The sequence below is a fragment of the Geobacter sulfurreducens PCA genome (assembly GCF_000007985.2).
Taxonomy (GTDB): domain Bacteria; phylum Desulfobacterota; class Desulfuromonadia; order Geobacterales; family Geobacteraceae; genus Geobacter; species Geobacter sulfurreducens.
The window spans coordinates 2,391,408-2,404,327 of sequence record NC_002939.5 but is presented as its reverse complement, the minus strand read 5'-3'; the positions used below and the strand labels follow the sequence as shown (position 1 = coordinate 2,404,327).

Sequence of the window (12,920 nt, the reverse complement as noted above, 5' to 3'; positions counted from 1 at the left end):
CGGATGATGCATCTGGCTAAGATTATTTTATTTTTGACGCCGCAATAAGTGGGTAAGTATATGTTTGGTTGGACCGGTACGATTCTGAATATTGATCTGTCGTCCCGCGCAGCATGGCGCGAGGATCTGTCGGTTGAACTCTTGCACGCCTACCTGGGGGGGAGAGGGCTCGGGGTCCGTCTCATGCGCGGTTTCCATGCCCTTGACCCCTTTGACCCTGTCATGCCCCTCATCTTCGCCGTGGGGCCCCTGTGCGGTACTTCTGCGCCCACGGCGGCCCGGCTTACGGTAGTGTCCCGCTCGCCCCTGACCGGCACCATTTACGATTGTTCTGCCGGCGGGCGGTTCGCTTGGCGCCTCAAGGGTCTCGGTGTGGATGCGCTGCGCCTGTCCGGCCGGAGCGAGACGCCGGTGACCCTGGTCGTGACGGCGGGCGGGGTCGAGTTTGTGGATGTGCCCGAGCTTTGGGGTCAGACGGTGCCTGAAACCGTTGCGGCCCTGTCAGGGCGGGGTAGCGTGGCCGCTATCGGACCTGCCGGCGAGAACGGGGTTCTCTTTGCCAATATCATGATGGGCGAAGGGAATTCGGTAGGGCGGGGAGGGCTTGGTGCGGTCATGGGGGCCAAGGGGCTCAAGGCGGTCGTGGTGAACGGCGATATTCCCGTGGCGGTTGCGGATCGGGAGCGGTTCGACCGGGCGCGGCAGGACGTCATGCGCCTGTTCCGGGCCTCGCCCGTCATCTTCGGTGAGCTGGGCATTGCGGAATATGGCACCCCCGCCCTGGTGGACCTCATGCGCCAGCGGCGCATGGCCCCTACGGAAAACTTCCGCCATACGGTCTTCGAGGGATCGGCAAACTACTCGGGGCCGGCCATCCGGAGCGCCTATCAGGCGAAAAAGGACGGCTGCTACGGCTGTCCCATCCAGTGCAAAAAAAGCACGCCCCGGGGTGAGCATCTCCCCGAGTACGAGACTGTTTCCCACTTCGGCGCCCTGAACGGTATCGCGAGCCTTGATGTCATCGTCAAGTCCAACACCCTGTGCAATGAGCTGGGCATGGACACCATTTCCGCAGCCGCAACGCTCTCGGCCTGGGGCGAGGTCCGAGGCCGCTTCCCTGGCGGGGAGGAGGTGCAGCGGCTGCTGGTCGATACGGCATTACGCCGGGGTGACGGGGAGCTGCTTTCCTTGGGATCGCGGCGCGCAGCCCGAGCGTTGGGCCGCCCTGAGCTGTCCATGGAGGTAAAGGGACTGGAGTTGCCGGCATATGATCCCCGCGGCGCCTACGGCATGGCCCTCGCCTACTGTACGAGCAATCGCGGGGGGTGCCATCTGAGGGCCTATCCCATCTCCCACGAGATTCTGCGCAAGCCCGTGGCCACCGACCGTTTCTCGTTTTCGGGCAAGGCGCGGATCATTGCCATTGCCGAAGACACCAATGCCGCCATCGACTCCCTGGTCGCCTGTAAGTTCTCCTTTTTCGGTGCAACGCTGGAAGAGTATGCCGAACTGCTCTCCGCCGCAACCGGCACCGAGTACACGCCCCAGTCCCTCAAGGAGATCGGGCGGCGGATCTGTCTCACCGAACGGTTCTACAACTGTGCGAACGGATTTGATGTGAAGGATGATTGTCTGCCCGCGAGGTTTTTTGCGGAACCCGGCTCCAGCGGCGAAGGGGTCGACATTCCCCCCATCGACCGTGGCCGGTTCGACGAGGAGCTTCAGAAGTACTACCGGATTCGGGGGCTCACGCCGGCAGGGACCTTTGCGGATCCGGACTTTCTGCTCACGCAACCCTGATTGCCTTCGTGGCCGGAACCGATACGTGAGCAATGCTTATCTATCTGGTTGTTGAATAACAATTTTTGCTGGCCGGCATTGATTGTCGGTAGCAACGAAATAAACGGGTAAGTATATGCGCGACCAGGTGTCTGTCTACACGAACAAACTCATTGCCGACCGCTCGGCACATGCCCAAGGCATAGCCATAGCAGCCCAGGACGACGTCCTCATTGCCGGGGGTGCCCCTGACCTGGCCCGGCTTGCTGGAGACGTTCTGTCCCGGCTCACCTGCCTCGGCATGGTGGTGGCCTGCCCATCGCTCCCCTTTGCCGATTTCCTGGTGGCCCGCGCCCCGGCCGGGGAGTCGTGCATCGTGCCCCGTGACACGGAAACCCGGACCTTTCTGCACGATATCCCCTTTCTGCGCCGCAGCGACCTTGGCGCCGATCCCGCTCCCGTTATCGCCCGCCTCCTTGGCAGCCGCAAGGGAGTGGTCGTGGAAGGGGTAGGGATCGTGGCCAGCGGAGCCCTTACCGTAGAACAGGCCTATATCAACTACTCCTCGGTATTTCATTCGACCTTCGTGAAGTATCTCCAGGATGTGCTTCACCACGGCTTCATCCTGCCGGGGGAGGCGGAGGCATTTGCCGCGTTCCGCAGCCAGTGGCTCCGGCCGCTTACGGATGAAGGGCTCGCCTTCCGGTCCGGCCCCTTGGCGGAACGGGACGAGATCCTCGACGAAATCGCCACGGTGGGGCGCTACACGGTTGAACGGGGGCTGGTGGATTCCTTCTTCGGCAACATTTCATGCCGTGCCGGCGAGGTGATCTACATCTCCCAGACCGCGGCGAGCCTGGATTCCCTGGCCGGCTGCATCGACCCGGTCCCCACGGACAATTCATCCACCTTCGGCATTACCGCCTCCAGCGAACTCCTGGCCCACCGGCGGATTTACGAGGCTACCGGCGCTGCGACCATTCTTCACGGTCACCCCAAGTTCGCGGTGATCATGAGCATGGAGTGCGCGGAAGAAGGGTGCGCCATTACCGACTGCTGGAAGGAGTGCGACCGGGTGCGGTTTCTCGGCGATACGCCGGTGGTGGCGGGCGAGATCGGCGCCGGCGGGCTTGCCAGGAGGGTGCCGCCGGCGATCGCGGGCCCGCGCAAGGCGGTGGTCTATGGCCACGGGGTCTTTACGGTGGGAGAGACGGACTTTGCCGACGCGTTCCGGGCCCTGGTGTCCGTGGAGAACTGGTGCCGCGGGGAATATTTTCGCCGGCTGGAAGAGCGGCTCGGGTGAGCGGGCTCAGGATATCTGTCTGGGGAAGCTGGCGGTAAAGGTGGTGCCTTCGCGCTCGGTGCTCGTAAAGGTGATGGTACCCTTCAGGTAGCGTTCGCCGAAGAGGCGGACGCTGTAAGTGCCGATACCGCGGCCGGTGCCCTCCTTGGTGCTGAAAGAGCGCTGGAAGATCTGCAACTGGACCTCTGGCGGAATCAGGCCCGGATTGTGAACGGTGAAGCTGACCCCGTCCCCTTCCTGGCGCGCGGCAATGGTGACGGTTCCTCCCTCGGGTGTCGCTTCAAGGGCGTTTTTGACCAGATTGCCGAGAATGCGCCGCAGGATCTGGAGATCGCTCACGATGGTCAGTTCCGCTAGGGGACCGAGCACAAGTCTGCGTCCCTGAGCAATGTCGTGGTTCACGTACAAGGCCTGAACCTCGCGCGCCAGTTGCTGCACGTCCACCATGCCCAGGTCGGGCCGGAATTCTCCCTTCTCGGCGGCAAGCAGCTTGCGGTGGTGGTTGATTTCGTCGATGAGACGGTTCGACAGGTGCACCATCCATTCTTTGTACTCGGCTTCCTTCTCCGGCGAGATCCCTTTCCCTTCGGCCAGCAGCGCGGCGATGCCGTGCAGGCCTCCCACCGTATTGATGACATCGTGGAAAAACACCCGTTCCAGGATGGTGCGCCGCTTGCGGTCGCTGATGTCGCGGATGATGCAGACCGTGACGGGGATGCCGTCCACCTGGGCCGGATTGGAGAGCACTTCCAGGTCAAGGGAAAGCCCACCCGAGCGATTGAGGGTAATGCGGCACTCATGCCTGCTGGGGGCATTGTTCTCCTGGCATTCCAGGATCGACCGGACCGCTCCGCAGACCGAGCAGTGGTGATCGGTGCCACACCCGCCGGGGCCGTCCGAGGCGAACGTACAGCCGAAGGCTTCGCCGGGGCGTTTGCCCATAATTGCACCCATGTCCGTGAGGCCAAAGGCCTCGAGGAGTCGCTGGTTGGCCGCCACGACCTGACGTTCCCGGTTCAGGACGAGGATGTAGTCGGGCAATGCCTCGATCAGTGCACCGAGTACGCGGTCCACGAGAACCCGTCCGCCCATCTCCGCCACTTGGCGGTCAGAGGCACGTTCGGCCGGCGCGAAATGGCTGGTTGGAGTAGTCTCGGTCTGAGAGTGTTTCATGTCGTCGGCCACCGGTAGCATCGCTCCACTCTAGCGGTTCTGCATGATTGCGTCAACGGGTGAGTTGATATTGATATACAATAATTGAGCCGTTTACACCCTGTGCTATTATCTTCAAAACTACCTGCCCCGGAGCGTTTTTCATGGGCCATCTTGTTCTGCTTGACCACATTCACAAGGGCTATCGGGAGGGCGACCGGGAGCGGATTGTCTTGCGCGGAGCCGATCTCGGGATTGCGCGCGGGGAGTGGCTGGCGCTCCTGGGGCGCAGCGGCTCGGGCAAGTCCACGCTCCTGAACCTCATGGCCGGCATCGACCTGCCCGACCGGGGCGAGGTAAGGGTGGACGGCCTTCCCATCAACCGGATGACCGAGCGGGAGCGGACTCTGTTCCGCCGGAACCGGATCGGCTTTGTATTCCAGTTTTACAACCTGATTCCCACCCTGACGGTGCTGGAGAACCTGCTGCTCCCCCTGGAACTGGCAGGCGCTGACGACCGGGCGGGACGGGCACGGGCGGCGGAACTGCTGGATGCCGTGGGGCTCGGCGACCGGGCCGCAGGCTATCCGGACCGGTTGTCCGGTGGCGAACAGCAGCGGGTGGCCGTGGCCAGGGCGCTCGTCCATCAGCCGTCACTGGTGCTGGCCGATGAGCCGACCGGCAACCTGGATGCCGAGAGCGGGGCGCAGGTTCTGGCGCTCTTCCAGGAACTGGTCCGGCGCGGCGGTACAACGCTCGTGATGGTGACCCACAGCGACGAGGTGGCGCGCCTCGCCGACCGGGTGGTCTGTATCCGCGACGGCCTGCTGGAGGAGAGGATGGCCGGGGGGGCGCCGCCATGATTCTGTGGCGCGCCGGCGCACGACACCTGCTGCGACATCCACTGCTCGCCTTCCTGTCGGTCATCGGCGTGGCCCTGGGGGTGGCGGTGGTCACTGCCGTGGACGTGGCCAACGAGAGTGCGCACCGGGCCTTTCAGCTGGCTGCCGAGGCCGCGGCGGGGAAAGCCAGCCACCAGATCGTGGGCGGGCCCCGGGGGCTCGACGAGGATCTTTACCGCATTATCCGAGTCGAGCGCGGGGTCCGGCCGGCAGCTCCCGTGGTGGAAGGAGTGGTCTCGGTCACGGGCCGTCCCGGCACCACTCTTCACCTGATCGGCATCGATCCCCTGGTTGAGGCCCCCTTTCGCTCCCATACCGCCCCGGTCGGGGGCCGCGTCGATCTGGCGGCCCTCATGGGAACGCCGGCAACGGGCCTGCTCCTGCGGGAGACGGCGGAACGTGTCGGCGCGGCAGTGGGCAAGCCTCTCCGGCTCGACGTGGGTGGCGTTTCCCGTTCCGTGGTGCTGGTCGGCTATCTGGAGGCCGGCGATGAACTGGCCCGCCAGGGGCTGGCATCGGTGCTGGTGACCGACATTGCCACGGCCCAGGAACTTCTGGGCATGACGGGGCGGCTCTCCCGCATCGACCTGATCCTGGCCGACGGGAAAGGGGTGGGCGCCTTGCCTCCGGGGGCCACGCTCATCCCGGCCGGTGCCCGGGCCGGAGCAATGGACCGGATGACCCGGGCGTTCCGCCTCAACCTCACCGCCCTCAGTTTCCTGGCCCTGCTGGTGGGGATGTTCCTCATCTACAACGCCACCACCTTTGCCGTGGTCCGCCGGCGGCGCCTGATTGGGCTCATGCGGGCCATGGGGGTCACCCGCAGGGAAATCTTCGGCCAGGTCTGCGTCGAAGCCCTGCTGACCGGCCTCATCGGCACCGCCGCGGGGATCGCTCTCGGCCTCGCCCTGGGGGAAGTGCTCACCCGTCTCGTAACCCGCACCATCAATGATCTCTACTTCGTACTGGAGGTGCAGCAGGTTGCGCTTTCGGCGACAACCCTGGCCAAGGGGTGTCTTCTGGGCATCGCGGCCACTGTGGCGGCAGCGGTTCCGCCCGCCCTGGAGGCGACTGCTGCGCCGCCGCGCGCCGTCCTGTCCCGCTCATTCATCGAGGCCCGTACCCGTCGGCACGTACCCCGTGCGGCCCTTGCCGGGCTGGCGGCCATGCTCGGGGGCGCACTGCTCCTGGCAACGGGATTCGGCGGGCTCGCGGCGGGGTTCACGGGGCTTTTCGCGCTCATCCTCGGCTATGCCCTGACGGTTCCTTTCGGCACGGTCCTGGTGGCCCGCGCCATGAAACCGCCCATGGGGCTGCTCTTCGGCAACCTGGGCCGCATGGCCGCCCGGGGCGTCGTTGTTTCACTCTCCCGCACCGGCGTGGCCACGGCTGCCCTGGTGGTGGCGGTGTCGGCCACCATTGGCGTGGGGATCATGGTGGACAGCTTCCGCCACACCGTGCAGCAATGGCTGGCCGGGCGGCTGAAGGCCGATATCTACGTGACCACCGCCGGCACCGGCACGGGGCGCGACAAACCGCCGCTGGACCCGGCCCTGGTGGAGCGGCTCCGTTTGGTTCCTGGCGCAGCCGCGGTCAGTACCACCCGGAGGATCACCATCCAGTCGGCCGGAGGGGAGACCGATCTGCTGGTGCTCGGCATCCCCCGGCGTACCTTTGACGGTTTTCGCCTTAAGGAGGGAACGCCGGACCGGGCCTGGCAGTCCTTCAGCAGCGGCGAAGGGATCATCGTGTCCGAGCCCTTCGCTTTCCGTCACCGTCTCGGACTCGGCGATGCCGTGCGGCTGCGGACCGACCGGGGCGAACGGGACTTCACCGTGGCCGGCGTGTTCTACGATTACGGCTCGGACAGCGGTTTCGTGGCCATGGACCGGGGCGCCTTCAACCGCTACTGGGACGACCGGAGCGTGGACGGCATGGGGCTGTACGCGGCGCCGGGCATCTCCTCAGCGCAACTGGCCGAGGCGGTCCGCGCCCGCAGCGGCAGCGCCCGGGTCAGCATTATTTCCAGCCGAGAACTGTATGAGGCATCCGTGGCAGTGTTCGACCGGACCTTCGTCATCACCGGCGTGCTGCGCCTGCTGACCGTGGTGGTGGCCGTGGTCGGCATCCTTTCGGCCCTCATGGCCATGCAGGTGGAGCGGGCGCGTGAGCTGGCCGTGCTGCGGGCCATGGGACTCACTCCGGCCGAACTCTGGGGGGTGGTCTGCGGGGAAACCGGGCTCGTGGGGCTCGCGGCGGGGCTTCTGTCGCTGCCGCTCGGCATCCTTCAGGCCGCTGTCCTCATCTATGCCATTAACCGCCGGTCCTTCGGCTGGACAATGGAATTCTCCCTGTCCCCGTCGATCTTCTGGCAGGCCATCGTGCTGGCGGTCGGCGCCGCGATCGTGGCGGGGATCGTGCCCGCCCTGGCTACCGCTCGCGTCCCCCCGGCCCTTGCCTTCAAGGAGAATGAGTAGCATGGGCGCTCCCGCCAGGTTTCTGGTTGCAGGTATCGTCCTGATCGCCTTGGCGGTCGGGCTGGCACTGGTTCTCCGGCAGCAGCGGCCCGAACCGGCGCCGGCCCGGCTCTCCGTGGCGCGGGCACTGGGCGGCGCTTCTCCCGATGGCTTTCTCCGGGCACTGGAGCCACGTCGCTTCAGCTTTCCCGACGATCACGGCCCCCATGACGGCTTTCGCAACGAGTGGTGGTACTTCACCGGCAATCTGGCCGATGCCGAGGGCCGATCGTTCGGGTACCAGCTCACCTTTTTCCGGGTGGCGCTCCGGCCCCGGCCCGTGGCGCGGGACTCGCGCTGGGGTGCCGGAGAGGTCTGGATGGCCCACCTCGCCCTCACCGACGTGGCGGGCAGGCGTTTCCGGCATGCCGAGCGCCTGAGCCGTGAAGCACTGGGGCTCGCCGGTGCCGGCGGCCGCCCCCTGCGCGTATGGCTCGAAGACTGGCAGGCCGTGGAAGTGGCGGCCCGCCCCTGGGCCGTGCGGCTCACGGGCAACGGGGGAGACTGGGGGATCGACCTGACCCTGCGGGCCGTGAAGCCAGAGGTCCTCAACGGGGCAGGGGGGCTCAGCCGGAAGGGGGGGGAGCCGGGCAACGCCTCCTATTACTATTCGCTGCCCCGCATGGAGACATCCGGCACCGTTCGTGCCGGCGGCACGACTTTCACCGTCTCGGGTCTTTCCTGGCTCGACCGGGAGTGGAGTACCAGTGCCCTCGCCCCGGACCAGGCCGGCTGGGACTGGTTAGCCCTCCACCTGAACGACGGCCGCGATCTCATGTACTATCGACTCCGGCGTCGGGACGGGACCACCGACCCGGCCAGCGCCGGCACCATTGTGGCCGCCGACGGCTCCTACCGGCACCTGGCGGCCGCTGCCGCAACACTCGAAACCCTGTCCTGGTGGGCCAGCCCTGCGGGTGGAGCCCGCTACCCCTCGCGCTGGCGCCTGCGCATCCCTGCCGAGGGGATTGATCTGGACATTGTGCCGCGCCTGCCGGATCAGGAACTGTTCACCACCGTCCGCTACTGGGAAGGTGCCGTGGAGGTGCGAAGCAACACCGGTAAAGGGATTGCCGGGTCAGGTTATGTTGAGCTCACCGGCTACGGGGATCAAGATGTGTCGGCGAATTGACGCAAAAATGGCATTTTCGGGAAAAAAATTTTTGGGCCGTGTCATTTTTTTCTAAAGATTTTTTGGAGGCATGCCGATATAGTAATCAAAAGCATGAATGGAGGCGAGGGAGGCATGTGCGCCATGAAAATTGATACCAATCCCCCTGTAACGACCGTTAACCAAGTCAAGGGCGAGACGTCCCAGGCAGCTTCGGGTGCCGATGCGCGCAAAACGGGCGCCGCCGGCGGTCAGGCGACCGATACGGTCGACCTTTCCCGTAATGCGGAACGGCTCGTCAAGGCCAATGCTACCCTGCGTACCATGCCCGACGTCAGGGTCGAAAAGGTGGAAGAACTTAAAAAGCAGATCGCAGCGGGCGAGTACAATGTCAGCGCCCGGGATGTGGCGGAAAAGATGCTCATCAGCATGCGCAACGGGGTCACCGCCTGACGGACTCCGCACATTCGCTACGTGAAAGCCCGCCTTGCGCGGGCTTTTTTGTTGCCTCCGCCCCGGTCGGGCGGTAAGCTCGAATCATGGACCACCGCCTCCTTTCGTTCATTTCCGCGCCATTGCCCTCCCTTATTGCATCCCTTGCCCGTCACGGAGGCTTCGGTGCGTGGTTTGTGGGTGGGTGCGTCCGCGATGCCCTGCTGGCGAGGCCATCCAATGACATCGACATCGTGGTCGGCCCCGGCGGGGAAGACCTGCCCCGGGCCGTTGCCGCCCGGATCGGCGGCAGCTTCTTCCCGCTCGACGAAGAGCGGGGCCATGCCCGCGTTGTACTGAAAGGGGAGGGCGCCAGCTGCGACTTCGCTCCCCTCCAGGGCGGAACCATCGCTGCCGACCTCGCCCTGCGGGACTTCACCATCAACGCCCTTGCCGTGTCCTGTGGTTCGGACGACCTGCTGGACCCGCTGGGCGGAGCCGCCGACTTGGCGCAGCGCGTCATCCGTGCCTGCTCTGCCGGGGCCTTTGCCGCCGATCCGCTCAGGATCGTGCGTGCCTACCGTTTTGCCGCCCATCTCGACTTCGAGATCCACGCCGCAACCCTGGCGCTTATCCCCGATCATGCACCGCTCCTGGCCACCGTGGCCGGAGAGCGGATTAGGGACGAACTCTTCCGGATGCTCGATCTGCCGCACGCAGTTCCCTATGTCCTTAAGATGTCCTGTGCCGGCGTGACGGGCGCCATCTTCGGGGCCGACGACCTTCCCGCCGATACCGCCGCCGGCGCCCTTGACCGGGTCGAGTCCCTCTGCCGCGATCTCTCGGCCTTCGGCACCGAGGCGGAGCCGGTTCGGGCACGGCTACGGCAGGAGGTCCAGCCCGGCATCACCATCCGCGCCCTGGCGAAACTCGCCGCATTCCTGAACGGCGCGGGCATACCTGCAGGCATCGCATCGCAACGGCTCATGCTCGGCAAGGCCGCCACCCGGCTTCTGGAACTCCTCTGCTCCTCGGCCCGCCTTACCTGGCCTGCCCCTGCCGCCGCGCCGGACCCGCACGCCCTCTTTACTCTCTTCTGCCACCGCGAACCGGCCGGTTGCGAACAGCTCATCCTTCCCTTGGCGGAAGGCATTCTGCCTGAGGACAGATGCCGCCACCTTGCCGCCTACCTGACACGCCAGCACATCCCCCGCGGCGGACGGCTCCTCCTCACCGGCGACGACATCATGATCCTTCTCGGCTTGCCTCCGGGCAGACAGGTGGGGGAAGCCATTGAACTGCTCCGCGCAGCCCAGAGCACCGGCGAAGTACGCACCCGCGCCGAGGCACAGCGCTATCTGGCCAAAAAACAGTTGACAACTCCCGAGCCCCTGCGCTAAATACATACCTCTCTATCGAGCGGGAATAACTCAGTGGTAGAGTGTCAGCTTCCCAAGCTGAAGGTCGCGGGTTCGAATCCCGTTTCCCGCTCCAATAAAAACAAGGGGTTAGACAGTGTGTCTAGCCCCTTCTTTTTTGTCAATGACCGCTTTGCATCTGTTTTTGCATCCGTTTGTAATTGAACGAACGTGAATCACCATATAACCCAGTGAAACAAGGTGCAACATTTACGTAAAATTGTATTGAATTCACAGGCCAAGCAACTGCGTAATACTCAAAATATAGTCTGTCATCCCTGCAGGAAGTTCATAGCATCCGTTTTTGCATCCGTAATCTGCGTAACATATTGCTAATAAACATAAATTTCTATGTCACGGTTATCTAAGAAATATTCTTGTCTGTTTCTTTGGATTCAGGAAATGCTCGGTTGAAGCAATCTCTTGTCATCTGCCGGATCATCGAAGGCATTGCACCCTTCCATTTGTACCCGTGCTGAGGCATAACTGTCGAATGAAATCCTGGATACAAACTCCTGAGCAAACGACATCACGCTGATGAATGACTCAGGTTGCAAGTGATTGGTCATCCTCTTGAGCGAAGCCACATACTCATTCCTGAAAACCGAGGGAATGATGATGCGTGTTTCTTCTGCGGTAATCAACTCGGAATTCATCATTGCCCGCGCTGCCCTGCCATTGCCATCGTCAAACGGGTGTACTTCAGCAACGAGAAACATAATCAACAGTGCCCTAGCGAAAGGGTGTTCAAGTGACTTATACAAGCTGAAACCTTGAGACAAAGTTCCTCTTACCAGATCCGGGTCAACAAAACGCGTGGCGCCAGCATAATTCACTTCTTCCTTGAATTCACCCGGTCGCTTGTCCGGTCTCCCCACCATGATGTCAGCATGTCTTGATTGCAGCAGCTCGATAAACTCATCAGGATTCTTGGGCGTTCTCCTCATATTCTCCAAGCTGCTGACGACTCGATAGGTTCCAAGAATGTCATGGCCATCTGCCGGACGTATTGCAGGGATCACTCCCGAGTCGACAATTTCCTTTGCCTCATCGACCTTGAACCGAGTACCCTCAATATAATTTGAAAAGTACGCATCAAAGAAGGAAACGGTATAAAATGGGGTTCCGGTTCCGGCGTTTGTAGGCCGATAGTTATGTGGCATCGACGCAAGGACTGACCAGAGCGTTTCAACCCTCTCCAACGCATGGGGATCATACGGTGTACCCAACTGATGCGCCTTGGCTACCGGATCAGCAAGAGTTGCCTTGCGGGTTCTCAATAACGTCCCGATAAGGTCGTCCAGTTCGTCGAACTCCTTCTCCAGCCCCAACAGCGGAGCAATCTGGCGGGCCTGGTCTCGCAGTCGGTTGACAGAGTCCTCCTTCTCGACGTTCAACAATTCGGCAAGCCGACGTTCGATCATTTCCCTGGGGAGGTTCTTCAGTTCACCGCCGCTTCGCTCCCTGGAGGGCGTCAGGTTTTCCAGCAAGGCGCGTGCACGCGATGCCATGAAAATGCCTAACAATGGGGTATCACCTTCTACCGGTGGAGACCCTTTAACCTGAACGAATTTTGTCCCATGCAATTCGAGAGTTCGAGCATAGTCACCGGTTACATACACGCGGCCAGCAGGGGAAACCCGGCTTTCGAGTGCTGTCCGGTTGCTGACGACACAGCCCGGAAATAGTAATGTCAACGCCTGCAGCCAGTTTTGCCGAATGATATATGCCGGATCGTCACTGGTGTTGGACGTATAGAGACGTGGTCCGATCTTCCTGATGCGCCCGGCCTTCGCTTCACGGCTGATCGCAACTGATGTTGTCGAATCTGAGAGGAACAGGATCGGTAATTTTTTCAAGTTAAGCGCCATCGGTATCCCCATGAATTGTCAGTTTCTTGAAAATACATACCACGTAATGCAATATTTATAAAGTTAAAGTTGTTTTTGTGGAGTTATCGCTTGGAGTGAAGCGCGAACAAGGACATAGTCTTACTCAAGGATACTGTTCAAAACATCGGCGTAATCGACGTCCTGAACAAATCCGGAAGCACCTTCCCCAGACATCGTCTCATTCGGCGGCTTATCGGCAGGTTTATTTACCGCCATGGAAGTAAGAGCCGGCAATTGCTGATCTGATGTGCCCCCATCCATGTTGGCCAGCACCTGCTTTCCCCGTTCCGTCGCGAGGAATTGCTTGATCGCTTCGTGGGTGAACGTCGCCTGCTTTCTGCTTTTGCGCAGCCGTTCAAAGGCTGCGATGATTTCCGGGTCATAGATGGAAAGCTTGAGCGAGTACAGGGGCACA

Annotated in this window: 10 protein-coding genes and 1 tRNA gene; 8 read left to right on the top strand and 3 right to left on the bottom strand. The window is 62.6% G+C overall.

Features of this window, described 5'->3' with window-relative positions; all coding sequences use genetic code 11:
- Nucleotides 1–60: 60 nt before the first annotated feature.
- Together GS_RS11005 and GS_RS11000 are read left to right on the top strand one after the other, a co-directional pair.
- Entirely contained in the window at nucleotides 61–1,800 is a 1,740-nt protein-coding gene (locus GS_RS11005) for an aldehyde ferredoxin oxidoreductase family protein (RefSeq protein WP_010942831.1), read from the top strand.
- Between the two features lie 115 nt (nucleotides 1,801–1,915).
- Complete coding sequence (locus GS_RS11000; protein WP_010942830.1) at nucleotides 1,916–3,082, top strand: class II aldolase/adducin family protein; 1,167 nt, start codon at nucleotides 1,916–1,918, stop codon at nucleotides 3,080–3,082.
- 6 nt (nucleotides 3,083–3,088) lie between these two features.
- Here GS_RS11000 and GS_RS10995 read toward each other — a convergent pair whose 3' ends face one another.
- Nucleotides 3,089–4,255 carry a PAS domain-containing sensor histidine kinase gene (locus GS_RS10995; protein ID WP_010942829.1) on the bottom strand — a complete coding sequence of 389 codons (1,167 nt, stop codon included), beginning with the start codon at nucleotides 4,253–4,255 and terminating at the stop codon, nucleotides 3,089–3,091.
- Nucleotides 4,256–4,398: 143 nt separating this feature from the next.
- Between GS_RS10995 and GS_RS10990 the strand changes: the two genes are divergently transcribed.
- The 6 genes from GS_RS10990 (at nucleotide 4,399) to GS_RS10965 (ending at nucleotide 10,689) form a co-directional block, all read left to right on the top strand.
- The gene (locus GS_RS10990) at nucleotides 4,399–5,097 is read left to right on the top strand and encodes an ABC transporter ATP-binding protein (RefSeq protein ID WP_010942828.1); all 699 of its coding nucleotides are present in this window, start codon (nucleotides 4,399–4,401) and stop codon (nucleotides 5,095–5,097) included.
- Nucleotides 5,094–7,613, top strand: a complete 2,520-nt coding sequence (locus GS_RS10985; protein ID WP_010942827.1) for an ABC transporter permease — start codon at nucleotides 5,094–5,096, stop codon at nucleotides 7,611–7,613. The genes GS_RS10990 and GS_RS10985 overlap by 4 nt, the downstream gene beginning before the upstream one ends.
- Nucleotide 7,614: 1 nt before the next feature.
- Nucleotides 7,615–8,784, top strand: a complete 1,170-nt coding sequence (locus GS_RS10980) for a lipocalin-like domain-containing protein (protein ID WP_010942826.1) — start codon at nucleotides 7,615–7,617, stop codon at nucleotides 8,782–8,784.
- A 123-nt stretch (nucleotides 8,785–8,907) separates the two neighbouring features.
- Nucleotides 8,908–9,216, top strand: a complete 309-nt coding sequence (flgM, locus tag GS_RS10975; RefSeq protein ID WP_010942825.1) for a flagellar biosynthesis anti-sigma factor FlgM — start codon at nucleotides 8,908–8,910, stop codon at nucleotides 9,214–9,216.
- 86 nt (nucleotides 9,217–9,302) lie between these two features.
- Nucleotides 9,303–10,595: a CCA tRNA nucleotidyltransferase gene (locus tag GS_RS10970; RefSeq protein ID WP_010942824.1), complete on the top strand. Its 1,293-nt coding sequence runs from the start codon at nucleotides 9,303–9,305 to the stop codon at nucleotides 10,593–10,595.
- Between the two features lie 19 nt (nucleotides 10,596–10,614).
- Nucleotides 10,615–10,689: transfer RNA gene (locus GS_RS10965), tRNA-Gly, on the top strand.
- A gap of 319 nt (nucleotides 10,690–11,008) precedes the next feature.
- Here GS_RS10965 and GS_RS10960 read toward each other — a convergent pair.
- A complete protein-coding gene (locus GS_RS10960) occupies nucleotides 11,009–12,496 on the bottom strand; it encodes a Fic family protein (RefSeq protein WP_164930448.1) in 1,488 nt (495 codons plus the stop codon).
- Nucleotides 12,497–12,604: 108 nt separating this feature from the next.
- Nucleotides 12,605–12,919, bottom strand: a complete 315-nt coding sequence (locus tag GS_RS10955; RefSeq protein WP_010942822.1) for a hypothetical protein — start codon at nucleotides 12,917–12,919, stop codon at nucleotides 12,605–12,607.
- Nucleotide 12,920: the final 1 nt, after the last annotated feature.

Excerpts from the sequence above, each read along its gene's own strand:
- GS_RS10995 (WP_010942829.1), bottom strand. The coding sequence starts at position 4,255 with ATGAAACACTCTCAGACCGAGACTACTCCAACCAGCCATTTCGCGCCG.
- GS_RS10980 (WP_010942826.1), top strand. The coding sequence starts at position 7,615 with ATGGGCGCTCCCGCCAGGTTTCTGGTTGCAGGTATCGTCCTGATCGCC.
- GS_RS11005 (WP_010942831.1), top strand. The coding sequence starts at position 61 with ATGTTTGGTTGGACCGGTACGATTCTGAATATTGATCTGTCGTCCCGC.
- flgM (WP_010942825.1), top strand. The coding sequence starts at position 8,908 with ATGAAAATTGATACCAATCCCCCTGTAACGACCGTTAACCAAGTCAAG.
- GS_RS10985 (WP_010942827.1), top strand. The coding sequence starts at position 5,094 with ATGATTCTGTGGCGCGCCGGCGCACGACACCTGCTGCGACATCCACTG.
- GS_RS10960 (WP_164930448.1), bottom strand. The coding sequence starts at position 12,496 with ATGGGGATACCGATGGCGCTTAACTTGAAAAAATTACCGATCCTGTTC.
- GS_RS10970 (WP_010942824.1), top strand. The coding sequence starts at position 9,303 with ATGGACCACCGCCTCCTTTCGTTCATTTCCGCGCCATTGCCCTCCCTT.
- GS_RS11000 (WP_010942830.1), top strand. The coding sequence starts at position 1,916 with ATGCGCGACCAGGTGTCTGTCTACACGAACAAACTCATTGCCGACCGC.
- GS_RS10990 (WP_010942828.1), top strand. The coding sequence starts at position 4,399 with ATGGGCCATCTTGTTCTGCTTGACCACATTCACAAGGGCTATCGGGAG.